This is a genomic window from Actibacterium sp. D185-2 (genome assembly GCF_054954595.1).
In genome coordinates, this window is sequence record NZ_JBPWNX010000003.1 from 219445 (window position 1) to 242625 (window position 23181).

The window sequence follows — 23181 nt, forward strand, 5'->3', positions numbered from 1 at the left end:
GCACAGGCAGCATATATTTGTTAAGGATTCGCGAAACGGAGGAGCAAATGTTCGGATTCGTGCGCAAAAAGGCTGAAATGGTGCCCTCGGCTGCGGCCTTGCCGGGTCGGCCCGATCCGATCGCAACCGCCGAAACCCATTTCCTCAGTGCCCGCCCGCTGAAGGCGCCGGTGCCGCAGGGCATGGAACAGGCGATTTTCGGCATGGGCTGTTTCTGGGGTGTCGAGCGGTTGTTCTGGCAGTTGGATGGCGTGTGGCTGACTATGGTCGGCTACGCCGGGGGCTATACCCCCAACCCCACCTATGCGGAAACCTGCACCGGCCGCACCGGTCATACCGAGGTCGTGCGCGTGATCTATGACCCGGCGGTGATCGGCTATACCGGCCTGCTGCGCGTCTTCTGGGAAGGGCACGACCCGACCCAGGGGATGCGGCAGGGCAACGACATGGGCACGCAATACCGGTCCGCCATCTTCACCTTCGACGCCGCGCAGGCGCAGGCCGCACAGGACAGTCGGCAGGTGTTTCAGCAGCGGCTGGACAGTGCCGGGCTGGGCCCCATCACCACCGAGATCGCCCCGGCGGCGGATTTTTATTACGCCGAGGCCGAGCACCAGCAGTATCTGGCCAAGAACCCCGGCGGCTATTGCGGGCTGGGCGGCACCGGCGTGACCTGCCCGATCGGAACGGGGGTGTAGATGGGGCAGGGGCTGCGCATCCACGTTTTGGGTGCCAGCGGTTCCGGCACCTCTACACTTGCGCGTGCGCTGGCCTCGGTTCTGGCCAGTCAGGCGTTTGACACCGACGATTTCTATTGGCGACCGACTGATCCGCCGTTCCGGGAAAAGCGCCCGGTGGCCGAGCGGCTGATGATGATGGAAGAGTTGTTTCTGCCGCGTACCGATTGGGTGCTGTCGGGTTCGTTCGCCGGTTGGGGCGATCCGGCGATCCCGCGGCTGACCCATGTGGTGTTTCTGACGCTTCCGTCCGGGATCCGGCTGGCCCGGCTGCGCGCGCGTGAACGGCAGCGTTACGGTGCCGCGATCGGGCCGGGCGGCACACGGGCGACGGCGTTCCGCAGTTTTCTGGACTGGGCGATGCGCTATGACGATCCGCATTTCACCGGGCGCAGCCAGCGGCTTCATGATCTGTGGCTGGAGGAGCTGACCTGCCCCGTCATCCGCCTGGATGCGGCCCAGCCGGTCGATGCCCTGGTGCGACAGACCATCGACGCGCTTGACCATTGCCGCACGGACGCCTAGGCGCAGGGGCAGATATCGCAGCCGGAGCCGCCCCAGATGCCCACATTCACCGCCCTGACCACCCTTGCCGGAAAAGCCGCAGCCGAAGCGCTGGGCGAAGCGCTTGAACGTCTGACGCCCGAGCCCTCGGGCGTCGGCGTGTTCGAGATCGAGGATGACTCGGGCCTGTGGGAAGTGGGCGGCTATTTTACCGAAACCCCCGATGCCGCGGGGCTGGCGCTGTTGGCGGCGATGCACGGGGCCCGCGATTTCACCATTTCGGAACTGCCCGAGGTCGATTGGGTCGCCAAGGTCCGGCGCGAACTGGCCCCGGTCGAGGCCGGGCGCTTTTTCGTCTATGGCAGCCATGACGCCGACAAGGTGCCGGCGGATGCCGTGGCCCTGCTGATCGAGGCGGCGATGGCTTTCGGCACCGGGCATCACGGCACCACGCTGGGCTGTCTGCGGGCGCTGGACCGGCTGGCGGCTGCTGGGTTCACCGGCCGCAACGTGGCCGACATTGGCTGCGGCACCGCCGTGCTGGCGATGGCGGCGGCGAAAATCTGGCCCGAACCGGTGCTGGCCAGCGACATCGATCAGGTCGCGGTCGACGTGGCCGCGGCGAATGTGGCCTGCAACGGGCTGACCGGCCGCGTGCGCTGCGTCGAGGCGGCGGGTTTCGACCATCCCGATCTGATCGCGGCGGCACCGTTCGATCTGGTCTTCGCCAATATCCTCAAGGGTCCGCTGGTGGCGCTGGCCCCCGATATGGGGCGCAACGTGGCGCCCGGCGGCTATGCGGTTCTGTCGGGTATCCTGAACCCGCAGGCCGATGAGGTCGCGGCCGCCTATGGCAAAAACGGCTTTATCGTTCACAACCGCGAAGAAATCGGCGACTGGACCACGCTTTGTCTTCGCAAAACCTGATATGATCGCCCTAATTTTGCCTTGTTTCTACCGCATATTCGCCTTTGTGGGGGCCGGTAGGAGTTATTGGTATGACCGACCCGGGCTATCAGGAATTTCAAGGACGCCTGCGCCGGATTGAGCGCATTCACCGTCGCGGCGGTGGGTTCGAGGCGAGCGGAACGCTTGGCCGGTCGTTTTACCGGGGCAAGCCCCAGCGGGTGAGCCTTATGCGCCCGCTGGTATTGCTGCTGGTGTCAGGTCTGCTGTTGAAAGCGGTGTTGCTGATGCAGATCGGTGAAGGCGATTACCGCGACCGGATTGCACGGCTGCAGGACGGGACGCGGGTCGAAATGATCGGCGCCTATGTGATGCAGCCCGATCAGGTCACTGTGTGGCTTGCGGACGTTCTGGGCGAGTTGCTGAGAAAACCTGTGTAAGACGAATATCTGCTGAAGGCGGCCTGCGGGTGCCGGGGCAGATGCGCAAGTAAAACCCCGCCCTGGCATCTGCCGGGCGGGGTTTTACTTGTCTGCGGGGCCGGTCGGGGTCAGGCAATTCTGTCGATATCGCCGCGGGTCAGGCCGATATCGTCCAGTTCATGGTCGGACAGCTTTTCCAGCGCGTTGCGGGTAATGCGCGCGTTGTTCCAACTGATGATCCCGACGAAGATGCGGTTCAGGGGGCCTGCAGCATGGCGGCCACCGGCGAGGGGGCGTGTGGTGTCATTCGCAGCCATTGGACTCGTCTCGTTTGATTAAAATAAGGGCAAAGTGAAAACTATTCCCACTCGGGCATCTAAGGCCCTGATGACCCAAGGACAAGCCGCGACTTTTGCATGGCTCGCATGCGTCCGCTGCATGTCGGGTGATTTGTCAACAGTCTGTTACAAAATGTAAAAACCCGCGTCGTTCTTGCCGTGTATGGGGCGCTGCCCGCTTGTTTCCGCAGATTTTCCCACTGCGCGCGCCGGGCGGGGGCGGCGTCGGGTCTGCATTCGTTCTGGCCGATGTTCGCTTTTCGTGCTACTTCGTCCCCAATGACACAAGAAACGGGGCGAGCATGCGTGTTTTGGGGGTGGACCCTGGGCTTCGCAACATGGGCTGGGGTGTGATCGAGGCGACCGGATCGCGCATTTCCCATGTGGCCAACGGCATTTGCCACACGGCGACGGGCGATCTGGCGCAGCGGCTGCTGTCGCTGCATACGCAACTGACCGAGGTGGTCGCGCGCTTCGCACCGGACATGGCCGCAGTCGAGCAGACCTTCGTCAACAAGGATGGTGTGGCCACGCTGAAGCTGGGCCAGGCGCGGGCGATCGCGCTTTTGGTGCCGGCGCAGGCGGGGCTGACGGTGGGCGAATACGCCCCCAACGCGGTCAAGAAGGCCGTGGTTGGCGTAGGCCATGCCGACAAGCGCCAGATCGATCATATGGTGCGGCTGCAACTGCCGGGGGTGCAGATCGCCGGGCCGGATGCGGCGGATGCGCTGGCCATTGCGCTGTGTCATGCCCATCACGCGCAAAGCGCCGGGCGGCTGGCGGCGGCGGTCAGGCGGGCGTCATGATCGGCAAAATTTCGGGACGGCTGGAGTATCGCGGCGCGGATCATGTGCTGATCGACGTGCGCGGCGTGGGGTATGTGGTGCATGTGTCGGACCGGACCATGGCCGGGCTGCCGGGCGTGGGCGAGGCTGTGGCGCTGTTTACCGAGCTTTTGGTGCGCGAGGATCTGTTGCAGCTTTTCGGGTTTCCGACCTTGGCTGAAAAGGAATGGCACCGTCTGTTGATGAGTGTCCAGGGCGTCGGTGCGAAAGCGGCGATGGCGATTCTGGGCGCGCTTGGCCCCGATGGCGTCGGCCGGGCGATTGCGCTGGGTGACTGGGCCGCGCTGAAATCCGCCCCCGGCATCGGCCCCAAGATCGCGCAGCGCGTCGCGATGGAGCTGAAGGACAAGGCGCCCACGGTGATGGCGATGGGCGCCGGGCTGACGGCGGCGATGGGGGCGGTGCCCGCCAGCGCCGATATGGCCGTGATTGACGAGGCCGCCGCCGCACCAGTGTTCGCACCGCAATCGGCGCCCGCCGCATCGGCCCAGGCCGAGGCCTTGTCGGCGCTGGGGAATCTGGGCTACGCCCCGTCGGAGGCCGCCCGCGCCGTGGCCGAGGCCGCGGGCGCCGACCCGCAGGCCGATACGGCCGGACTGATCCGCGCCGCGCTGAAGCTGCTGGCGCCGAAAGGGTGACGGGGATGAAAAATTTTCACGAAAATTTTTACGAACGAAAATTCTTCGGGAAGAATTTTCAGGCGGGGGGGTGAATGGCACAGCCCGATCCCACCTTGCGCCCTGACGCCCAGCCGCAGGATGCCGACCGCGCGCTGCGGCCGCAGACACTGGACGAATTCATCGGCCAGGCCGAGGCGCGCGCCAACCTCAAGATCTTTATCGAAAGCGCCAGGATGCGGGGCGAGGCGATGGATCACGCGCTGTTTCACGGGCCCCCGGGACTGGGCAAGACGACGCTGGCGCAGATCATGGCGCGCGAGCTGGGGGTGAATTTCCGCATGACCAGCGGCCCGGTTCTGGCCAAGGCCGGCGATCTGGCGGCGATCCTGACCAATCTGGAAGCGCGCGATGTGCTGTTCATCGATGAGATTCACCGGCTCAGCCCGATTGTCGAAGAGGTGCTGTATCCCGCGCTGGAGGATTACGAACTGGATCTGGTGATCGGTGAAGGCCCCGCCGCGCGCACCGTGCGGATCGAGCTGCAGCCGTTCACCCTGGTCGGCGCCACCACGCGGCTGGGTCTGCTGACCACGCCACTGCGCGACCGGTTCGGCATTCCGACGCGGCTGCAGTTCTATACGGTCGAGGAGTTGCACGAGATCGTCACCCGCGGGGCGCGCATGTTGGGGGTGCCCGCCGATTCCGGCGGCGCGCGCGAGATTGCCAGACGCGCCCGCGGTACGCCGCGCATCGCGGGGCGGCTGCTGCGCCGGGTGCTGGATTTCGCGGTGGTCGAGGGCGACGGCCGGATCACTGAAGCGATTGCCGACAATGCGCTGACCCGGCTGGGGGTGGATCATCTGGGGCTGGACGGGGCCGACCGGCGCTATCTGAGCCTGATCGCCGAGAATTACGCCGGTGGCCCGGTAGGGGTGGAAACGCTGTGTGCCGCGCTGTCGGAAAGCCGCGATGCGCTGGAGGATGTGATCGAGCCCTATCTGCTGCAGCAGGGGCTGATCCAGCGCACCCCGCGCGGCCGGGTGCTGGCGGCGAAGGCCTGGGCGCATCTTGGCCTGCCCGCGCCGAAAGCACCGGGACAAAGCGACCTTTTCGAGGGTTGAGGGCGCGCGCCCGGGATTCTATGCCTCCGGCGGGAGTATTTGGACCAAGAAGAAGGGATGGGACATGACCGCGGACGAGGTTCAGGCGCTGTTCACGCGCGGTGACGGGGCCTATCTGTTCGCCCGCTGGGGCCGGCCGATCGCGCCGGTTGTGTTCGGCGTGACGGAGGAGACGCTGGCCGTGATCAAGGGCGCCTGCGAGGCGGTGGTCACGCTGGCCGGTCACAAGATGGCCGAGACCGACCCCGAGCTGGGCGCCAATCTGATGGTGTTCTTTTTGCGCGACTGGGACGAGTTGCTGCAGACCCCCAATCTGGACCGGCTGATACCCGAGCTGGGGCCGCTGGTGGCGCGGCTGCAGGCGGGCGGGGCCAATCAGTACCGGCTGTTTCGATTCGACGATTCGGGGGCGATTCAGGCGGCGTTCGTGTTCATCCGCATGGATGCGGCCCTGTCCGATCTGCCAGCCGAGACGCTGGCGCTGGGACAGATGGTGCAGATCATTGTGCTGTGGTCCGACACGGCCTTTGCCGCGCGCAGCCCGCTGGCGCACACGCCCGAGGGGCTGACCGTTCTGCGCCCCGATATCGCCGCCGTGATCCGGGCGGCGTATGATCCGGTGATGCCGGTGGCGGCGGCGGATGCCAGCCACGCGCTGCGGCTGGCCGCGCGAGTAGGGGTGATGGAATGAGCCACCGGTTCGCGCTGCGCGTCTATTACGAAGACACCGATCTGGCCGGGATCGTTTATTACGCCAATTATCTGAAGTTTATCGAGCGCGGGCGCAGCGAATGGGTGCGCGGGCTGGGGATCGATCAGGGGGCGCTGCGGGCCGAGCGCGGGATCGTCTTTGCCGTCCGCCGGGTCGAGGCCGATTATCTGCGCCCGGCGCGGTTCGACGATCTGCTGGAGGTCGAGACCGACCTTGAGGCGATGGGCGGGGCCCGGATGGTGCTGATGCAGCGGGTTTTACGCGGCGAAGAGGTGCTGTTTACCGCCCGTGTGACGCTGGTTGCACTGTCCGCAAGCGGCGCGCCGGTGCGGCTTCCGGCAGATATTCGCCGATTGCTGATCAAGCCTTAGGCACAAAGCCGCGATGACACGGTTGTGTTGGCAATTCCCCTTAAAACATTGTAAGGTCGCGGCTAATCAGAGCCGGATAAACACGGCCCAACAACGAGCAGGCAGATGGAACCCCAAACCCTTGCAATGGCGCAGGAGATCGACTTCTCCATGCTTGCCCTTTTTGCGCGCGCCACTTTCGCCGTCAAGATCGTCATGATCCTTCTGATCGCCGCTTCTTTCTGGAGCTGGGCGATCATCATCCAGAAACTCATCACCTTTCGCAAGGCGCGCGGCCAGTCCGATGAATTCGATCAGGCGTTCTGGTCGGGCGAGCCGCTGGACGAGCTGTTCGACAAGATCGGCCCCGAGCCCGAGGGCGCATCGCAGCGGATCTTTGCGGCCGGCATGATGGAATGGCGCCGCAGCCACCGGCAGGATGGCGGGCTGATCCCCGGTGCCGCGCCGCGCATCGACCGCTCGATGGATGTGGCGATCGCGAAAGAGGCCGAAGGGCTGAATGGCGGGTTGCCGTTTCTGGCCACGATCGGGTCGACCGCGCCGTTCGTCGGGCTGTTCGGCACGGTCTGGGGCATCATGAATGCGTTCGAGGAAATCGCGATTCAGCAAAACACCAATCTGGCCGTCGTGGCGCCCGGCATTTCCGAGGCGCTGCTGGCCACGGCGCTGGGTCTGCTGGCGGCGATTCCGGCGGTGGTGTTCTACAACAAGCTGTCGGCGGACAGTGACCGGATCATCGGCGGGTACGAAGCCTTTGCCGACGAGTTTTCCACCATCCTGTCGCGCCAGTTGGACGCCTGAGCGATGGGGGCGGGGGTCATTCAGCGCAAGGGCGGCAACCGGCGGCGTCGGTCGCGCGGCCGGTCGGCGGCGATGTCGGAGATCAACGTCACGCCGATGGTCGACGTGATGCTGGTGCTGCTGATCATCTTCATGGTCGCGGCCCCCTTGTTGACGGTGGGTGTGCCGGTCGAACTGCCGGAAACCGCCGCCGAGGCACTGCCGACCGAGCCCGAAGAGCCGCTGACCATCACTCTGTCGACCGATGGCAAGATCACATTGCAGACCACCGAAACCCCGGCCGATCAGTTGATTCCGAAGCTGCGGGCGATCGCGGCGGAGCGCGAGAGCGACAGGATTTACCTGCGTGCCGACGGGGCGATCCCCTATGAGCGTGTGATGCAGGTGATGGGGGCGCTGAACGCGGCCGGGTTCCGCAATATCGGACTGGTGACAGAGACCGGCGGGCCCAGCCTGGACGGGCAGGGCGGATAAGGCAGCCTGGCATGAAAACGGGCCTCTATATCTCAGGCATCGGGCACGGCCTCCTGATCCTGTGGGTGTTGCTGGGCGGAGTATTCTCCGGGCCCCGGCCCGAACCCGTCGAGGTGGCGCAGGTGTCGATCGTGTCCGGCGCGGAATTCGCGGCGCTGTCGGCGCCGGCCTCGGCCCCGCGCGCCGAGGTGGCGGCCCCCGCGCCGGTGCCGGTGCCCCCGTCCGCCCCCGAGCGCCCGGCGCAGACGCCCATCCCTGATACCGTGCCCGAAACGCCTCGCCCGTCCGAACCCGCGCCGCCAGCGCCCGAGGCCGCGCCGGATGTCAGCGCGCTGGCGCCGCTGCCCGAGACCGAGGTGGCCGATCAGGCGCCGGTTCAGCCCGCGCCGCCCAGTGCCGATGACGGCGCGACGCTGCTGCCGGAAAACGCACGCCCGCGTCCCGTGCCGCGCGTGGCGCCGCTGCCTGCCGCGCCGCCCGCGCCCGATGCCAAGGTGGACGATACGGTGGTCAAGGCCACGAAGCCCGCGCAGCAGGCCGAGCTTACGGCCCCGCCGGTCGAGGAATCGACCGCCCCCGAAGAGGCCGCGACCGAAATCGTGACCGAGGCCGAGGAAAGCGATGCGCCCGACACGGCTGTGACCGCCTCGATCCGGCCGCGCGCCCGGCCCGACCGCGCGGCGCCCCCCACCGCCCCGGTGGCGGCGAAACCGTCGGCGCAACCGGCGCAAACATCCGCCCCGGCGCCGGCCACACCCGCCAGCCCTGCCGCCGATCCGATTGCTGCGGCCCTGGCCGAGGCGCTGACCAGCGGGGCCACCAACACCACCGGCAGTGGAACCGCGCCGGTGGGTCCGCCGTTGACCCAGGGCGAAACCGACGCGCTGCGGGTTGCGGTCGGAAAATGCTGGAACGTGGGGTCGCTGTCGAGCGAGGCGATGAAAACATCTGTCGTGGTGGGGGTGTCGATGGCCGAAGACGGCAAGCCGAAAACTGAAACGATCAGGATGATCTCGTTCTCGGGCGGGTCCGAGACGGCGGCGAAACAGACCTACGAATCCGCACGCCGCGCGATCATTCGTTGTGGCGCGAGCGGTTTTGAATTGCCGGCCGCGAAATATACCCAGTGGCGCGACATTGAAATGACATTCAATCCGGAGAAAATGAGGATCAAATGATGTATCGAGTTCTGACCCTCCTGCTTGCCCTGACCGGCCTTGCCGCCGCGCCCGCCTGTGCGCAGGATGGCCCGCTTCGGATCGTCATCGACGAGGGCGTGATCGAACCGTTGCCGTTCGCGGTGCCCGATTTCGTCGCCGAGACCCCGCAGGCGGCGGAATATGCGCGCAACATCAGCCGGGTCATTGCCGCCGATCTGGCGGGCACCGGCCTGTTCCGCGAAATCCCGCAAGAGGCGTTCATCGCCCGGATCACCAGTTTCGACAGCCCGGTGCAATATGCTGACTGGAAGGCGATCAACGCGCAGGCGCTGGTTACCGGATCGGTCGGGATGGACGCGGGCGGGCGGCTGACCGTCAAGTTCCGGCTGTTCGACGTATACGCCCAGGCCCCGCTGGGCGAGGGGCTGCAATTCGGCGGTACCACCGACGCCTGGCGGCGCGTGGCGCACAAGGTGGCCGATCAGGTCTATAGCCGGATCACCGGCGAGGGCGGCTATTTCGACAGTCGCGTGGTCTATGTGTCCGAAAGCGGGCCCAAGAACGATCGGCGCAAGCGGCTGGGCATCATGGATTACGACGGCGCCAATCTGAAGTACCTGACCGAAAGCAGCGCGCTGGTGCTGGCGCCGCGGTTTTCGCCCACCGGCGACCGGGTGCTTTATACCAGCTACGAATCCGGGTTTCCGCGGATCTATCTGATGGATGTGGCCAGCGTGGCACGTCGGGTGCTGGACGATCAGGCGGGCACGATGACCTTCGCGCCGCGCTTTGCCCCCGATGGGCGCACCGTGGTGTTTTCGCTGTCGCGCAGCGGCAACACCGATATCTATGCGCTGAATCTGAGTACTGGCCAGCGCACCCAGTTGACCTCGGCCCCGTCGATCGAGACCGGCCCCAGCTATTCGCCCGACGGGCGCAGCATCGTCTTCACCTCTGACCGTTCGGGCACGCCACAGCTTTATGTGATGCCGGCAACCGGGGGCGAGCCGAAGCGGATCAGCTTCGGACAGGGGCGCTATTCCACCCCGGTCTGGTCGCCGCGCGGCGACATGATCGCCTTTACCAAGCAGAATCAGGGCCGGTTCCATATTGGTGTGATGCGCACGGACGGGTCCGAGGAACGGTTGCTCACCGCCTCGTTCCTTGACGAGGGGCCTACCTGGGCCCCCAATGGCCGCGTGATCATGTTCAGCCGCGAAACCTCGGGGGCGGGGGGAACCTCGGCGCTGTATTCGGTGGATATATCGGGCCGCAATCTGCGCCGGGTGCCGGTGCAGGGCGGTGCGTCCGACCCGGCCTGGTCGCCGCTGTTGCCCTGACGCCGTGCGTTTTCAAACACTGGCTCGGATGGTAAGATCACCGCAATCGGGCCAAGAACGACAACAAGGACATGTTCATGAACACCTTCTCCAAATCCATTCTGGCCGTCGCGATGCTGGGCCTGGCGGCCTGTTCCAGCCCTGACCGGTTCAACACCGCCGGTGGCACCGGCACGGGCACCGCGGGCTTTGACGCGGGCAGCGCCAGCGACCCCACCTCGGTGGCCTATTTCAACCAAACCGTGGGCGACCGCGTCTGGTTCGCCGTCGATCAGCACACGCTGTCGGACGCCGCCATCGCCACGCTGAGTGCGCAGGCGACCTGGCTGAACCAGAACACCGATTACAGCGCCATCGTCGAGGGCCATGCCGACGAGCAGGGCACGCGCGAATACAACCTTGCGCTGGGCGGGCGCCGGGCCAGCGCGGTCGAAGAATACCTAGTCTCGCGCGGGGTGTCGCCGAACCGGGTGCGCACCGTGAGCTATGGCAAGGAGCGCCCGATCGAGATTTGCTCGCAAGAGGCGTGCTATGCCCAGAACCGCCGCGCGGTGACGGTGGTGACCGCTGGTCTGGGAAGCTGAGGGGACGGCTGACATGATGCGCCTTTCGGCATTACTCGTTTCACTGATTTTGGCATTCGGCGCGGGGGGGCTGCCCGCCGCCGCGCAGTCGCGCGACGAAACGCTGGCCGACATCCGTCAGCAGCTTTCGGTGCTTTATGTGGACGTGCAGCACCTGAAGCGCGAATTGTCCACCACCGGCGGGGTCGCGGGCGGCACGGCCGGCGGCTCGACCCTGCAACGGGTCGATGCGATCGAGCAGGAAATGCAGCGCCTGACCGCCAAGACCGAAGAGTTGGAATACCGGATCAATCAGGTGGTCAGCGACGGCACCAACCGGATCGGCGATCTGGAATTTCGCCTGTGCGAGCTGGAAACCGCCTGCGATATCGGCACGCTGGGCGAAACCACCACGCTGGGCGGCGCGGGGCAGGCCAGCGCCCCGGCGACGCCGATCGCCCAGCCCGCCCCCCCCGCCCCCCCCGGCGGCACCGAACTGGCCGTGGGCGAGCAGGCGGATTTCGACCGGGCGAAGGCGGCGCTCGATTCCGGTGACTTTCAAGGGGCTGCAACGCAGTTTGCGGCCTTTACCCAGACCTATCCGGGCGGACCGCTGAGCGGGGACGCGCATTTCTATCGCGGCGAGGCACTGAGCCAGACCGGCCAGACCGCCGACGCGGCGCGCGCCTTTCTCGAAAGCTTTTCGGGCGCGCCGAACGGCCCGAAAGCCCCCGACGCGCTGTACCGACTGGGTATGGCGCTGCAGGGGCTGGGCCAGACCCGCGAAGCCTGTGTGACGCTGGGCGAGGTCGGCACCCGGTTCCCCGATGCGGCGATCACGTTCGACGCCACCGCCGCGCGCAACACGTTCGGGTGTCATTGAGCCCGGCCAATCCGGCCTTGTCCGCGGCCCTTGCGGCCTGTCTGGACCCGATGCCGCCCGCGCGGCTTGGCGTGGCGGTGTCCGGCGGGGGTGATTCGCTGGCGCTGTTGCATCTGGTGCGCGACTGGGCGGCGGGTGCGGGGGTGCCAGTGGCTGCGGTCACGGTCGATCACGGGCTGCGCCCCGACGCGGCGCAAGAGGCCGCTTTCGTCGCCGGAACCTGCGCGCGGCTGGGTGTGCCGCATGACATCTTGAAATGGTCGGACTGGAAGGGGCAGGGCAACCTGCAGGATCAGGCCCGCCGGGCGCGCTATGCGCTGATGACCGATTGGGCGCGCGCGCGCGGGATCGACGCCGTCGCGCTGGGCCACACCGCCGATGATCAGGCCGAAACCTTTGTGATGCGGCTGGCGCGCGGGTCGGGCGTTGACGGGTTGTCGGGGATGGCAGGGGACCACCATGCGCACGGGGTGCGCTGGCTGCGGCCCCTGCTGGGCCAGCGCCGGGGCGTGTTGCGCAGTTATCTGACCGGAATCGGGCAGCGCTGGATCGACGATCCGTCGAACGAGGATCCGGCCTATGACCGGGTCAGGGCGCGCCGGGCGCTGGCGGTTCTGGACGGTCTGGGGATCACGGCGGACGGTCTGGCCGACACCTGCATGCGCCTGTCACTGGCCCGCGAAGCCCTTGAAAGACTGGCCCGCGACGTGGCGCAGGCGGCGGCCGCGACGGATCGCGGTGATGTCGTATTGCAGTGCGGCGCGTTGCTGAACGCCCCGCGCGAGACGCAGCTGCGGCTTGTGGCCCACGCGCTGTGCTGGGTGGCCTCGGCTGAATACCGCCCGCGTCTGGGCGCCCTGACCGAAAATTATGCGCAGGTTCTGGCGGGCGCGTCGCGCAGCCTGCATGGCTGTCTGATGATCCCGTCGCACGGGCAGATCCGCATCACCCGCGAATACAGCGCGGTCCGCGATACCACCTGTGCGCCGGATGTGCTGTGGGATCGCCGCTGGCGGCTTTCCGGCCCGCCGGACAAGGGGTTAGAGCTGCGCGCGCTGGGGCAGGCGGGGCTGCGCGTCTGTCCCGCCTGGCGCGGCACCGGGCTGCCGCGCGCGTCGCTTTTGGCCACGCCGGCGGTCTGGCGCGGCGATGAATTGGTCGCCGCCCCGCTGGCCGGTCTGGCAAACGGCTGGCGCGCCGAATTGGCGCAGGGCACCCAGAGCTTTGCCGAAACGCTGATATCGCATTGAACCTGAGCCGCTTATCTCTATTTTAGAGGGATGGTCGGCCTGCCGCCGGCCCTTGAGTTCAAGGAGTATGCCGTGGGCAACGCGAGAAACATCGCCTTTTGGGTCGTTCTGTTCCTACTGATCCTGGCTTTGTTCAACCTGTTCAGTGGCGGTCAGACGACGATGTCGTCGCAGACCATCAGCTATACCGAATTTCTGGACAGCGTCGACGCGGGCGAGGTGTCCGCCGTCAGGCTGGATGGGGAAAAGGCGCTGATCCGTGGCAATGACGGGTCGACTTCGACTGCGATCATCCCGCAGGGCGTGGACCTGACCGACCGTCTGGTTGCCAAGAACGTGGACGTGACCGCCGAACCGCAGGAACGCAACGGGCTGCTGGCCTATGTCGGTACGCTGCTGCCGTTCCTTGTGTTGATCGGTATCTGGATTTTCCTGATGAACCGCATGCAGGGCGGCGGCAAGGGCGGCGCGATGGGCTTTGGCAAGTCGCGCGCCAAGCTGCTGACCGAAAAGCATGGCCGGGTGACGTTCGACGACGTCGCCGGCATCGACGAGGCCAAGGAAGAGCTGGAAGAGATCGTCGAATTCCTGCGCAACCCGCAGAAATTCAGCCGTCTGGGCGGCAAGATCCCGAAAGGCGCGCTTCTGGTCGGCCCTCCGGGCACCGGTAAGACGCTGCTGGCGCGCGCGATCGCGGGCGAGGCGGGCGTGCCCTTCTTCACCATCTCGGGCTCCGACTTCGTTGAAATGTTCGTCGGTGTGGGCGCAAGCCGCGTGCGCGACATGTTCGAGCAGGCCAAGAAGAACGCGCCCTGCATCGTCTTTATTGATGAGATCGACGCCGTGGGCCGGTCGCGTGGCGTCGGCTATGGCGGCGGCAATGACGAGCGCGAACAGACGCTGAACCAGCTTCTGGTCGAAATGGACGGGTTCGAGGCAAACGAGGGCATCATCATCGTCGCGGCCACCAACCGCCCCGACGTGCTGGACCCCGCGCTGCTGCGTCCGGGCCGGTTCGACCGCCAGATTCAGGTGCCCAACCCCGACATCAAGGGCCGCGAGAAGATCCTTGGCGTTCATGCGCGCAAGGTGCCGCTGGGCCCCGATGTCGATCTGCGCATCATCGCGCGCGGCACGCCGGGCTTTTCGGGTGCCGATCTGGCCAACCTGGTGAACGAGGCCGCGCTGATGGCCGCCCGTATCGGCCGCCGTTTCGTGACGATGGAAGATTTCGAAAGCGCCAAGGACAAGGTCATGATGGGGGCCGAGCGCCGCAGCATGGTGATGTCCGAGGACGAAAAGAAACTGACCGCCTATCACGAGGCCGGCCATGCCATCGTCGGCCTGAACGTGCCGCAGCATGACCCGATCCACAAGGCGACGATCATCCCGCGCGGTCGGGCACTTGGCCTTGTGCTGTCGCTGCCCGAGCGCGATCAGTTGAGCGTGACCTACACCAAGTACACCTCCAAGATCGCGATGGCGATGGGTGGCAAGGTGGCCGAAGAGCTGATCTTCGGCAAAGAGAACGTGACCTCGGGCGCGGCGTCCGACATTCAGCAGGTGACCCGTATCGCCCGCGCGATGGTGACGCAGTTCGGCATGTCCGAAACGCTGGGCAATATCGACTATGCCAACGAGCAGCAGTCCTATCTTGGAAATTACCAGGGTCAGGCCAACGCCTCGCCCGAAACCCAGGAGAAGATCGACGAAGAGGTCCGCAAGATCGTCGATGCGGGCTATGAGACCGCCAAGCGGATCCTGACCGAAAAGAGCGAGGAACTGCATCGCCTTGCGCAGGGCCTGCTGGAATATGAGACGCTGACCGGTAACGAGATCACCCGCGTGATCGCCGGCGAGGCGCTGAAGCGGGGCGATGATGAAGACACACCGCCCGACAGCGGCAGCGCGCCGTCGGTCACGGCGATCCCGAAAACCACCAAACCAAAGCCCGACAGCGGGTTGGAGCCGGAGCCGTCGGTCTGAGCCGGACCGCACAAAACGACTGGAACCCCGAAACCTATGCCAGGTTTCGGGGTTTTCGTTTGCGTCCGGCGCTGGATCTGCTGGCGCAGGTGCCGCCGCTTCCCGCAGGCGATGTGGTCGATCTGGGATGCGGGACCGGGGCGGTGGGTGCGGCGCTGCGGCAGCGCTTTGCCGGGGCGGCGCTGATCGGGGTCGATGCCTCGCCCGCAATGCTGGCGACGGCGGCGCAGACCGGCGACTACACCGCGCTGGCCCGGGCCGATGCAGCCGTCTGGATGCCCGATGCGCCGCCCGCGCTGATCTTTTCCAACGCGCTGTGCCAGTGGCTGCCCGATCACCCGGCGCTGTTCGCCCGGTTGGCCGGGATGCTGGCGCCGGGCGGTACATTGGCGGTGCAGATGCCCAGGCAATTCGGCGCGCCTTCGCATACCCTGATGCGCGAGACCGCGCAGCGCCTGTTTCCCGACCGGTTTGATTTCAGCGGCTGGACCGCGCCGGTCGCGCCGCCCGCAACCTATCACCGGATGCTGGTGCCTTTGGGCGCGGTGTCGGTCTGGGAAACCGACTATGTGCAGCCGCTGGCCCCGGTCGAGACCGGCCACCCGGTGCGCCGGTTCACCGAATCCACCGCCCTGCGCCCGTTCGCGGCCCGGATGAGCACGCCGGAACTGGCGCGCTTTGTCGCGGAATATGAGGCGGCGCTGGCCACCGCCTATCCGTCTGCGCCCGATGGCGGCGTTCTGTTCCCCTTCCGGCGACTGTTTTTCACGCTAACGTGCTGATCTCGGCCAGCTTTGGTTTGAAGCGCGGGCGTGGCTGACGCATTCTGACCCGGTCACAGCCCGGAGATTGCCGATGCCCGCCCTCAAGCCCACCGCCTTCAGCGCCGAAATCATCTGGCTGGGCAGGGTCGCCGACCGCGACGCCAGCTTGACCGCCACGCCGCTGGACGAGGTGCACGCCACATTTGCCGGGGTCGCGGGCGAGGCCCATGCCGGGCTGACGCGGCCTGCCTGTTCGCGCGTGGTGTCGCAACATCCGCGCGGCACGGAAATCCGCAATGTGCGGCAATTCTCGATCCTGTCGGCCGAGGAACTGGCCGCGATCGCGGAAAAGATGGGCGTGGCGCGGCTGGATCCGGCCTGGCTGGGCGCGTCGATGGTGATCGCGGGCATTCCCGATTTCAGCCATGTTCCGCCCTCGGCCCGGCTTCAGTCCGAAACCGGCACGACCCTTGTGGTGGATATGGAAAACCGGCCCTGCCTGCTGCCCGCGAAGGTGATCGAAGGTATGTTGCCCGGCGCCGGGCGTACGTTCAAACCGGCGGCGGCGGGCCGGCGTGGCGTCACCGCCTGGGTCGAGCGCGAAGGCGTGCTGCGCCGGGGCGACCGCCTGACCCTGCATATCCCGGATCAGCCGGTCTGGCCGCATCTGGACGCCGCGCGCGGGGCGTGACCGGGGCCTCAGATCGCCAGCAACAGCGTGGCGCCGGCGGCAAGCCCGGTGGCGAAGGCCAGATGAATGAGGATGGCAGCGGATTTCATGGCGGTTCCTTTCCTGTCTTGCCGGGTCAACGCGCGCGGCGGTGCCCCGGTTCCGTCGCCGCACGGCGCTTATCCTCGGGCGAAGGTCGGAAATGCGGTGCCCCCGGCGCGCGGGTCGGCGTATGACCGACGGGACGGGGCCGGAATGTCAGGAAAGGGTCGGAATGGCACATAAGACCGATATCGAGATCGCGCGCGCCGCGCAAAAGTTGCCGATACAGGAAATCGGCGCAAAGCTGGGCATCCCGCCCGCGCATCTGGCCCCCTACGGTCATGACAAGGCCAAGCTGGACGCGGGCTTTATCGCGTCGCTTGCGGGCCGCCCCAATGGCCGGCTGATCCTGGTCACCGCGATCAACCCGACGCCCGCGGGTGAAGGCAAGACCACCACCACCGTCGGGCTGGGGGACGCACTGAACCGGATCGGCAAGCGTGCCGCGATCTGCATCCGCGAGGCCAGCCTTGGCCCCTGTTTCGGGATGAAGGGCGGGGCGGCGGGCGGCGGCTTTGCCCAGGTCGTGCCGATGGAGGCGATGAACCTGCATTTCACCGGCGATTTCCATGCCATCACGGCCGCGCACAACTTGCTGGCCGCGATGATCGACAACCACATCTATTGGGGCAATGCGCTGGAGATCGATCAGCGCCGGGTGGTCTGGCGCCGGGTGCTGGACATGAACGATCGCGCGCTGCGCGACGTGGTGACCAGCCTGGGCGGCGTCGCCAACGGCTTTCCGCGCCAGACCGGGTTCGACATCACCGTGGCGTCCGAGGTGATGGCGATCCTGTGTCTGGCGCGCGATCTGGATGATCTGCAGCGCCGGCTGGGCGATATCATCGTGGGCTACACCCGTGACCGCGCGCCGATCCGCTGCCGCGACCTGAAGGCCGACGGCGCGATGACCGTGCTGCTGAAAGAGGCGATGCAGCCCAATCTGGTGCAGACGCTGGAACACACCCCGGCCTTCGTGCATGGCGGCCCGTTCGCCAATATCGCGCATGGCTGCAATTCGGTTGTGGCCACCACTACGGCGCTGAAACTGGCCGATTACGTGGTGACCGAGGCCGGGTTCGGCGCCGATCTGGGGGCCGAGAAGTTCATGAACATCAAATGCCGCAAGGCCGGGCTGGCGCCGGCGGCGGTGGTGCTGGTGGCCACGGTACGGGCGCTGAAGATGAACGGCGGCGTGGCGCGGGCCGATCTGGGGGCCGAGGATGTGGCGGCGGTGACAGCGGGCTGCGCCAATCTGGGCCGCCACATCGAGAATATCAAACAGTTCGGGGTGCCCGTGGTCGTGGCGATCAACCATTTCGCGGCCGACACCGAGGCCGAGATCGCCGCCGTGCGGGACTATGCCGCCGCGCAGGGAACCGAGGCGATCCTGTGCCGCCACTGGGCCGAGGGCGGCGCCGGGGCCGAGGAACTGGCCCGCCATGTGGCCATGATCGCGGATGCGGATACGGGTAATTTCGCGCCGCTCTATCCCGACGATATGGCGCTCTTTGACAAGATCGAAACCATCGGCAAACGCATCTATCGCGCCGATGGCGTGGTGGCGGGGCCGGCGATCCGGACGCAGCTGCGCGAGTGGGAACAGGCGGGTTACGGGACGCTGCCGGTCTGCATGGCCAAAACGCAGTATTCCTTTACCACCGACCCCACGCAGCGCGGCGCGCCAGACGGCTTTATCGTGCCGGTGCGCGAGGTGCGGCTGAGCGCGGGGGCCGGTTTCGTCGTGGCGATCTGCGGCGAGATCATGACCATGCCGGGCCTGCCCCGCCACCCCGCGGCCGAGGCGATCGGCCTGAACGATCTGGGCCAGATCGAGGGGCTGTTCTGACTGGACTTGAGGCTTGGCCCCGGCTGACCTAAGAGAGAGCTGCCGAAACTGATCGGAGCACCGGAATGATCCCCCCCCAGGACTGCGCCACAATGCAGCAATTGCGCCAGCAGATCGATCTGCTGGACCGGGACCTGATTGCCCTGCTTGCCCGCCGGGCCGGCTATATCGACCGGGCGGCGGTGCTGAAACCGGCCGAAGGCATGGCCGCGCGGATCGACGCGCGGGTCGAAGAGGTGGTCGCCAACGCCCGCCGCAACGCGGATGCCGCCGGGCTGGACCCCGATCTGGCCGAGACGCTGTGGCGCGCCTTGGTTGAATGGTCGATCGCCCGCGAAGAGCGCGTGCTGGGCCCATCCGCCGGGACCGAGGAAAAGGATAGCAAGCCGTGACAGCCCAGATTATCGACGGCAAGGCCTTCGCGGCCGGGTTGCGCGACAAGGTCGCGGGCCATGTCGCCCGGCTGAAAGAAGTGCATGGGCTGACCCCCGGCCTGGCGGTGGTTCTGCTGGGCGAGGATCCGGCCAGCCAGGTCTATGTGCGCAACAAGGGCAAGCAGACGGTCGAGGTCGGAATGGCCTCTTTCGAACATAAGCTGCCTGCGGACACGTCCGAACAGGATTTGCTGGCGCTGCTTGACCGGTTGAATGCCGATCCGAAAATTCACGGGATTCTCGTGCAGTTGCCGCTGCCGCCTCATCTGGATGAGGGGCTGGTGATCAACCGGATCGATCCGGCCAAGGATGTGGATGGCTTTCATATTTCGAATGTCGGGCTGCTGGCAACCGGGCAGAAGGCCATGGTGCCCTGCACCCCGTTGGGCTGTCTGATGATGCTGCGCGACCGGCATGGCAGCCTGTCGGGCCTGCATGCGGTTGTGGTCGGGCGCTCGAATATCGTGGGCAAGCCGATGGCCCAGCTTCTGCTGCGCGACAGTTGCACCGTGACCATCGCCCATTCGCGCACCCGCGAGATCGAGGCGCTGTGCCGTCAGGCGGATATTCTGGTGGCCGCGGTGGGGCGGCCCGGGATGATCACCGGCAACTGGGTCAAGCCCGGCGCCACGGTGATCGACGTGGGGATCAACCGGATACCGGCCCCCGAAAAGGGCGCGGGTAAGACGCGCCTGGTGGGCGATGTCGATTTTGCCAGCGCCGCCAGCGTGGCAGGCGCGATCACGCCGGTGCCGGGGGGGGTGGGGCCGATGACCATCGCATGCCTTCTGGCCAACACGGTGACCGCCTGTTGCCGGGCCAACGGATTGCCCGAGCCGGTCGGTCTGACCGCCTGACCCTGGCGGGCGCCGGGCGGGCGTGGACGGTTTTCCATATTGCGGTAAGGAATTCCTGACCCTTTTGGGGCAAGCTCTTATATGTCGTTGTATTGCCGCGCCGGGTGAGGTTTGGCTTGCTTTCGCATGTCGCCCGCGCATGGCATAAGGACGGTCCAGGTGTTTGTCGTCGCGCGACGACTGGCGACGTCTGCCTGAAACAGTTGCTGCGCGTGGTTGGTGGTTTTGTTGGTTTCGGAGGAGGTTCATGACCTCGTTCTTACGTGAGTTGAAGGCCGCGCTCTGGGCGCCCGGGCCGGTGCTGTCCTGGGTTCTGGTCACGGTTTTGGTGTCCTATTCCGGGCCGTTCGGCACATATGAAGGGCTGCCGCTGCTCAAGCGGGTGTTCTATTGGGCGACCGTGGTCGGCCTGTCGATTCTGTGCGGTCAGACCGTGCGGATGGCGGTACGGCGGGTGATGCGCGATTCGGGCTATTGGGGGGTGTCGCTGGTAACGTCGGGGGTGATGTCGGTTCTGCTGGCGGTGCCTTTGGTGATGTTCACTGACTATATCTCGGCCGATACGTCGAACCGGGTGCCCACGGTGCCCGAGATGATGTTTCTGATCTTTATCGTGGGCGTGGGCGTTACGGCCTTCCGGTCATTGGTGTCCGGGGCGTCGTCCCTGCCGCCGGTGGCCACACCGCGCCTGATGGAGCGGGTCGATCCGGGGCTGCGGGGGCGGCTGATCCGCTGCTCGGCGGGGGATCACTATGTCGCCGTGTATACCGACAAGGGCGAGGCGCGGCTGCTGATGCGGTTTTCGGATGCGATGGCCGAACTGGACGGTGCGGACGGGCTGCAGGTGCATCGCTCGCATTGGGTGGCGGTGCCTGCGGTGATCGGGCATCTTTATGACAATGGGCGGCTGTTCCTGACGCTGGAGGATGGCAGCACCGTGCCAGTCAGCCGCAATTTCCGCGCCGTGGTTGCCGCGCGGGGGCTGATCTAGGGGGCGCGCAACGCGGCTTTGCCGCCACAGTGGGCTGGGGGAGTGTGCCCCGCCGGATTGCGCAACGGGTCCCGGCCCGGCATCATTGTGGGCAAGCCATGGGGGCTATGCCCGACACAGGCAAGCTGCGGATTTTCGCGGCATATTGAGAGCAGAGTGATGAGAACGCCGGTCTATATCCTCTATGCCGAAGGGCATGCCTTTCGCGGTTCCGTGATGATGCGGTGCCTGCAACTGTCGCAAATCGCCGAGGCGCACCTGTCCGACCGGTATGAATTCCGTCTGCGCGCCATGCCGCGGGCCAAGCTCCAGCCGCATATCGAGGCCTGCGCCGATCTGAAGGACGGGCTGGTGATCCTGTCGAAAAGCATGGTGCATAACCTGGAACGTGACGCGTTCGACCTGCTCAAGGCGCAGAACCGCGCTATGCTGGCGGACTGGATCGACCGCGGGCTGCGGTCGCGGCATCTGTCAGGGTTCGACATTCACATCGCGGCGTCGATGGCCTTTGCCCGTGATGCCGCCGCCCGCAGGCCCGATATGCGGATGCGGCTGCTGACCCATCATGCCGACCCCCGGCTTGGCTGGTTCGAATTCGGTGATCTGGAGCGCCTGTCGCCGGTCTATCTGGGTCATGTCGGCAACATCCCCGACCACCCCGAACTGGCGGATCAGATCACCATGGCGCAGGTGACGGAAAACGCGGGCTTTGCGGCGTTTCTGCCCCGGTTGCCGGAGTTCAACCTGCATTACAACGTTCGGGCCGACACGCAGGAGAAGGACGACAATTTCAAACCCTTCACCAAGGGGTTCACGGCGGCGGCCTGCCGCTCGAACATCCTGCTGCAACCGGATGTGCATGACGCGGTGGAGTATCTGGGCGCCGATTACCCCTATTTCGTGGCCGACGCGTCGCTGAACAGCATTCTTGACGGTCTGGCCTTTGCGAGGGAAAGCTTTGGCGGCCCCGAATGGCGCTATGGGCTGGAGGTGATGCGCGACGTGGCCCGGCGGTCGTCGCCCACCTATGTGGCGGGCGAACTGGGTGCCATTCTGGACGAGGCAATGGATATCGGCCGCGCGCCGCTGCGCCTGCACGCGCTCGGCTGAGGCCGCGCCCCGGCCTTAGTGAATGATGGCTTCCTCGCGCACGAACATGTTGGCCCAGGCGCGGTCGATCAGGTCGGGCGACATCTGATAGGGGATCCCCTCGAACTCGCAGATGGCGATCATCTGGTCGATCAGAAACACCGGCTGATAGTTGGCATAGACGTTTTCGATCAGCGGGTATTTTTCCTTCAAAAGATAGATCAGCGTACGCTCGTCCAGCGGCATCTTTTTCTTGCGGGCGACCAGGGCAAAGATTTTCAGGAAATCCTCCTGACTGGGGCCGTCGATCTTGATCTTGAAGAAGATCCGGCGCAGCGCGGCCTTGTCGAAAATCTCGTTCGGGTGAAAGTTGGTGGAAAAGATCACCAGCGTGTCGAACGGCACCTCGAATTTCTCGCCCGATTGCAGGGCAAGGATGTCACGGCTTTCCTCCAGCGGGACGATCCAGCGGTTGACCAGCGCCTGCGGCGGTTCGGCCTGACGGCCAAGGTCGTCGACGATGAACACGCCGCCGGTGGATTTCAGCTGTAGCGGCGCCTGATAGGTGCGCGCGGTGGGGTTGTAGACCAGATCGAGCATCGACAGCGATAGCTCGCCGCCAGTGACCACCGTGGGCCGGTCGCACAGCACATAGCGTGTGTCATAGCGCCCCGAGGTGCGGCGCAGCGCGCGCGGGTCGTCCATCTGTTCCTCGGCCGAGGAATGCACGATCGGATCGTAAACCGTGATCACCTGGCCGGTATATTCGATCGCGCGCGGGATATAGATCTTGTCGCCCAGTGCGTCGCGGATCCCGTTCGAGATCGAGGATTTACCGTTGCCCGGCGGGCCATACATCAGGATCGAGCGGCCGGCGGAAACTGCGGGGCCCAGATGATCCAGCAATTCACTGGGCAGGATCAGATGGCCCATGGCGCCGGTCAGTTGTTCGCGGGTGATCTGGATATTCTTGATCGACTGGCGTTTGACCTGGTCTTGATAAACCGTCAGCGGCACTGGCATCGCGCCGTAATATTCCGACTGGCTGAGCGCATCCAGCGCGCGCGACTTGCCGGCATCGGTCAACTGATAGCCCATCTCGCCGCCCGAATTGGCGTGCAGGGTGCCCGTGGCCTCGACCAGTTTCTGGCCCCGGGCCAGATCGACCAGTTCTTGCGTTACGGGGACCGGCAGGCAGATCGACTTGGCGATTTCCGTCACGATCTCGATATTCTGGCGAAAGATCGTTTTCAGAAGGATGTCGCGCATCATCACCATTGGCAGCTGCATTTCCGCAAGGGAACGCGGCGCCGGAGGGGCCATGACCGTGGATGTCTGCATGTTCATGTAAAGGCCTCAATCCGCTTGTCCTTTTCCTGTTTTACAGGGGCG

General features: G+C 65.9%; 26 protein-coding genes. 24 read left to right on the forward strand and 2 right to left on the reverse strand.

Annotated features, from left to right (window positions below; genetic code table 11):
• Positions 1-47 precede the first annotated feature (47 nt).
• From msrA to ACSR1C_RS07700, 4 genes are all read left to right on the forward strand, one after another.
• On the forward strand, positions 48-698 hold the full coding sequence (gene msrA, locus ACSR1C_RS07685; RefSeq protein ID WP_460258756.1) for a peptide-methionine (S)-S-oxide reductase MsrA: 651 nt from the start codon (positions 48-50) through the stop codon (positions 696-698).
• On the forward strand, positions 699-1262 hold the full coding sequence (locus ACSR1C_RS07690) for an AAA family ATPase (protein ID WP_460258755.1): 564 nt from the start codon (positions 699-701) through the stop codon (positions 1260-1262).
• A 36-nt stretch (positions 1263-1298) separates the two neighbouring features.
• A complete protein-coding gene (locus ACSR1C_RS07695; RefSeq protein WP_460258754.1) occupies positions 1299-2168 on the forward strand; it encodes a 50S ribosomal protein L11 methyltransferase in 870 nt (289 codons plus the stop codon).
• Between the two features lie 71 nt (positions 2169-2239).
• Positions 2240-2587, forward strand: coding sequence for a hypothetical protein (locus ACSR1C_RS07700; RefSeq protein ID WP_460258753.1), 348 nt, complete (start codon positions 2240-2242; stop codon positions 2585-2587).
• A 110-nt stretch (positions 2588-2697) separates the two neighbouring features.
• On the opposite strand, the gene ACSR1C_RS07705 is transcribed toward ACSR1C_RS07700, so the two are convergent.
• Positions 2698-2886 (reverse strand): DUF1127 domain-containing protein, encoded by a 189-nt coding sequence (locus tag ACSR1C_RS07705; protein ID WP_460258752.1) that lies wholly within the window; start codon positions 2884-2886, stop codon positions 2698-2700.
• Positions 2887-3209: 323 nt separating this feature from the next.
• Here ACSR1C_RS07705 and ruvC point away from each other — a divergent pair, with 323 nt between their 5' ends.
• The 20 genes from ruvC to ACSR1C_RS07805 all read left to right on the forward strand — a co-directional run bounded on the left by ruvC (position 3210) and on the right by ACSR1C_RS07805 (position 21810).
• On the forward strand, positions 3210-3713 hold the full coding sequence (ruvC, locus tag ACSR1C_RS07710; protein ID WP_460258751.1) for a crossover junction endodeoxyribonuclease RuvC: 504 nt from the start codon (positions 3210-3212) through the stop codon (positions 3711-3713).
• A complete protein-coding gene (gene ruvA, locus ACSR1C_RS07715) occupies positions 3710-4390 on the forward strand; it encodes a Holliday junction branch migration protein RuvA (RefSeq protein ID WP_460258750.1) in 681 nt (226 codons plus the stop codon). The genes ruvC and ruvA overlap by 4 nt, the downstream gene beginning before the upstream one ends.
• A 74-nt stretch (positions 4391-4464) precedes the next feature.
• Positions 4465-5493: a Holliday junction branch migration DNA helicase RuvB gene (ruvB, locus tag ACSR1C_RS07720; RefSeq protein ID WP_460258749.1), complete on the forward strand. Its 1029-nt coding sequence runs from the start codon at positions 4465-4467 to the stop codon at positions 5491-5493.
• Between the two features lie 64 nt (positions 5494-5557).
• On the forward strand, positions 5558-6184 hold the full coding sequence (locus tag ACSR1C_RS07725; protein WP_460258748.1) for a hypothetical protein: 627 nt from the start codon (positions 5558-5560) through the stop codon (positions 6182-6184).
• Positions 6181-6576, forward strand: coding sequence for a tol-pal system-associated acyl-CoA thioesterase (ybgC, locus tag ACSR1C_RS07730; protein ID WP_460258747.1), 396 nt, complete (start codon positions 6181-6183; stop codon positions 6574-6576). The genes ACSR1C_RS07725 and ybgC overlap by 4 nt, the downstream gene beginning before the upstream one ends.
• A 105-nt stretch (positions 6577-6681) precedes the next feature.
• Complete coding sequence (gene tolQ, locus ACSR1C_RS07735) at positions 6682-7377, forward strand: protein TolQ (protein ID WP_460258746.1); 696 nt, start codon at positions 6682-6684, stop codon at positions 7375-7377.
• A 3-nt stretch (positions 7378-7380) separates the two neighbouring features.
• Complete coding sequence (tolR, locus tag ACSR1C_RS07740; protein ID WP_460258745.1) at positions 7381-7851, forward strand: protein TolR; 471 nt, start codon at positions 7381-7383, stop codon at positions 7849-7851.
• An 11-nt stretch (positions 7852-7862) separates the two neighbouring features.
• A complete protein-coding gene (locus ACSR1C_RS07745) occupies positions 7863-9029 on the forward strand; it encodes an energy transducer TonB (protein WP_460258744.1) in 1167 nt (388 codons plus the stop codon).
• Positions 9029-10351 carry a Tol-Pal system beta propeller repeat protein TolB gene (gene tolB / locus ACSR1C_RS07750; protein ID WP_460258948.1) on the forward strand — a complete coding sequence of 441 codons (1323 nt, stop codon included), beginning with the start codon at positions 9029-9031 and terminating at the stop codon, positions 10349-10351. The genes ACSR1C_RS07745 and tolB overlap by 1 nt, the downstream gene beginning before the upstream one ends.
• 77 nt (positions 10352-10428) lie before the next feature.
• Positions 10429-10935: a peptidoglycan-associated lipoprotein Pal gene (gene pal / locus ACSR1C_RS07755; RefSeq protein WP_460258743.1), complete on the forward strand. Its 507-nt coding sequence runs from the start codon at positions 10429-10431 to the stop codon at positions 10933-10935.
• 16 nt (positions 10936-10951) lie between these two features.
• Complete coding sequence (gene ybgF, locus ACSR1C_RS07760; protein WP_460258947.1) at positions 10952-11797, forward strand: tol-pal system protein YbgF; 846 nt, start codon at positions 10952-10954, stop codon at positions 11795-11797.
• A gap of 50 nt (positions 11798-11847) precedes the next feature.
• On the forward strand, positions 11848-13047 hold the full coding sequence (gene tilS / locus ACSR1C_RS07765; protein WP_460258946.1) for a tRNA lysidine(34) synthetase TilS: 1200 nt from the start codon (positions 11848-11850) through the stop codon (positions 13045-13047).
• Between the two features lie 72 nt (positions 13048-13119).
• Positions 13120-15033 (forward strand): ATP-dependent zinc metalloprotease FtsH, encoded by a 1914-nt coding sequence (gene ftsH / locus ACSR1C_RS07770; RefSeq protein WP_460258742.1) that lies wholly within the window; start codon positions 13120-13122, stop codon positions 15031-15033.
• A gap of 59 nt (positions 15034-15092) precedes the next feature.
• A complete protein-coding gene (locus ACSR1C_RS07775) occupies positions 15093-15815 on the forward strand; it encodes a methyltransferase domain-containing protein (RefSeq protein WP_460258741.1) in 723 nt (240 codons plus the stop codon).
• Between the two features lie 73 nt (positions 15816-15888).
• Positions 15889-16488: an MOSC domain-containing protein gene (locus ACSR1C_RS07780; RefSeq protein WP_460258740.1), complete on the forward strand. Its 600-nt coding sequence runs from the start codon at positions 15889-15891 to the stop codon at positions 16486-16488.
• Positions 16489-16741: 253 nt separating this feature from the next.
• Positions 16742-18418, forward strand: a complete 1677-nt coding sequence (locus ACSR1C_RS07785) for a formate--tetrahydrofolate ligase (RefSeq protein WP_460258739.1) — start codon at positions 16742-16744, stop codon at positions 18416-18418.
• 65 nt (positions 18419-18483) lie between these two features.
• Positions 18484-18810, forward strand: a complete 327-nt coding sequence (locus tag ACSR1C_RS07790; RefSeq protein ID WP_460258738.1) for a chorismate mutase — start codon at positions 18484-18486, stop codon at positions 18808-18810.
• Positions 18807-19709 (forward strand): bifunctional methylenetetrahydrofolate dehydrogenase/methenyltetrahydrofolate cyclohydrolase FolD, encoded by a 903-nt coding sequence (gene folD, locus ACSR1C_RS07795; protein ID WP_460258737.1) that lies wholly within the window; start codon positions 18807-18809, stop codon positions 19707-19709. Before ACSR1C_RS07790 ends, folD begins: the two co-directional genes overlap by 4 nt.
• A gap of 247 nt (positions 19710-19956) precedes the next feature.
• Entirely contained in the window at positions 19957-20700 is a 744-nt protein-coding gene (locus tag ACSR1C_RS07800) for a LytTR family DNA-binding domain-containing protein (protein ID WP_460258736.1), read from the forward strand.
• A 159-nt stretch (positions 20701-20859) separates the two neighbouring features.
• A complete protein-coding gene (locus tag ACSR1C_RS07805) occupies positions 20860-21810 on the forward strand; it encodes a hypothetical protein (protein ID WP_460258735.1) in 951 nt (316 codons plus the stop codon).
• 15 nt (positions 21811-21825) lie between these two features.
• Here ACSR1C_RS07805 and ACSR1C_RS07810 read toward each other — a convergent pair whose 3' ends face one another.
• On the reverse strand, positions 21826-23136 hold the full coding sequence (locus tag ACSR1C_RS07810) for an ATPase (RefSeq protein WP_460258734.1): 1311 nt from the start codon (positions 23134-23136) through the stop codon (positions 21826-21828).
• Positions 23137-23181 lie beyond the last annotated feature (45 nt).

Bases quoted from the DNA above. Each gene is read 5' to 3' on its own strand.
- ACSR1C_RS07700 (WP_460258753.1), top strand. From the start codon at position 2,240: ATGACCGACCCGGGCTATCAGGAATTTCAAGGACGCCTGCGCCGGATT.
- ybgC (WP_460258747.1), top strand. From the start codon at position 6,181: ATGAGCCACCGGTTCGCGCTGCGCGTCTATTACGAAGACACCGATCTG.
- ACSR1C_RS07800 (WP_460258736.1), top strand. From the start codon at position 19,957: ATGACCTCGTTCTTACGTGAGTTGAAGGCCGCGCTCTGGGCGCCCGGG.
- ACSR1C_RS07790 (WP_460258738.1), top strand. From the start codon at position 18,484: ATGATCCCCCCCCAGGACTGCGCCACAATGCAGCAATTGCGCCAGCAG.
- tolB (WP_460258948.1), top strand. From the start codon at position 9,029: ATGTATCGAGTTCTGACCCTCCTGCTTGCCCTGACCGGCCTTGCCGCC.
- tilS (WP_460258946.1), top strand. From the start codon at position 11,848: ATGCCGCCCGCGCGGCTTGGCGTGGCGGTGTCCGGCGGGGGTGATTCG.
- ACSR1C_RS07805 (WP_460258735.1), top strand. From the start codon at position 20,860: ATGAGAACGCCGGTCTATATCCTCTATGCCGAAGGGCATGCCTTTCGC.
- msrA (WP_460258756.1), top strand. From the start codon at position 48: ATGTTCGGATTCGTGCGCAAAAAGGCTGAAATGGTGCCCTCGGCTGCG.
- pal (WP_460258743.1), top strand. From the start codon at position 10,429: ATGAACACCTTCTCCAAATCCATTCTGGCCGTCGCGATGCTGGGCCTG.
- ruvC (WP_460258751.1), top strand. From the start codon at position 3,210: ATGCGTGTTTTGGGGGTGGACCCTGGGCTTCGCAACATGGGCTGGGGT.
- tolQ (WP_460258746.1), top strand. From the start codon at position 6,682: ATGGAACCCCAAACCCTTGCAATGGCGCAGGAGATCGACTTCTCCATG.
- ACSR1C_RS07810 (WP_460258734.1), bottom strand. From the start codon at position 23,136: ATGAACATGCAGACATCCACGGTCATGGCCCCTCCGGCGCCGCGTTCC.
- ruvB (WP_460258749.1), top strand. From the start codon at position 4,465: ATGGCACAGCCCGATCCCACCTTGCGCCCTGACGCCCAGCCGCAGGAT.
- ybgF (WP_460258947.1), top strand. From the start codon at position 10,952: ATGCGCCTTTCGGCATTACTCGTTTCACTGATTTTGGCATTCGGCGCG.
- ruvA (WP_460258750.1), top strand. From the start codon at position 3,710: ATGATCGGCAAAATTTCGGGACGGCTGGAGTATCGCGGCGCGGATCAT.
- ACSR1C_RS07780 (WP_460258740.1), top strand. From the start codon at position 15,889: ATGCCCGCCCTCAAGCCCACCGCCTTCAGCGCCGAAATCATCTGGCTG.
- ACSR1C_RS07745 (WP_460258744.1), top strand. From the start codon at position 7,863: ATGAAAACGGGCCTCTATATCTCAGGCATCGGGCACGGCCTCCTGATC.
- ACSR1C_RS07690 (WP_460258755.1), top strand. From the start codon at position 699: ATGGGGCAGGGGCTGCGCATCCACGTTTTGGGTGCCAGCGGTTCCGGC.
- tolR (WP_460258745.1), top strand. From the start codon at position 7,381: ATGGGGGCGGGGGTCATTCAGCGCAAGGGCGGCAACCGGCGGCGTCGG.
- ACSR1C_RS07695 (WP_460258754.1), top strand. From the start codon at position 1,299: ATGCCCACATTCACCGCCCTGACCACCCTTGCCGGAAAAGCCGCAGCC.
- ACSR1C_RS07725 (WP_460258748.1), top strand. From the start codon at position 5,558: ATGACCGCGGACGAGGTTCAGGCGCTGTTCACGCGCGGTGACGGGGCC.
- ACSR1C_RS07785 (WP_460258739.1), top strand. From the start codon at position 16,742: ATGGCACATAAGACCGATATCGAGATCGCGCGCGCCGCGCAAAAGTTG.
- ACSR1C_RS07705 (WP_460258752.1), bottom strand. From the start codon at position 2,886: ATGGCTGCGAATGACACCACACGCCCCCTCGCCGGTGGCCGCCATGCT.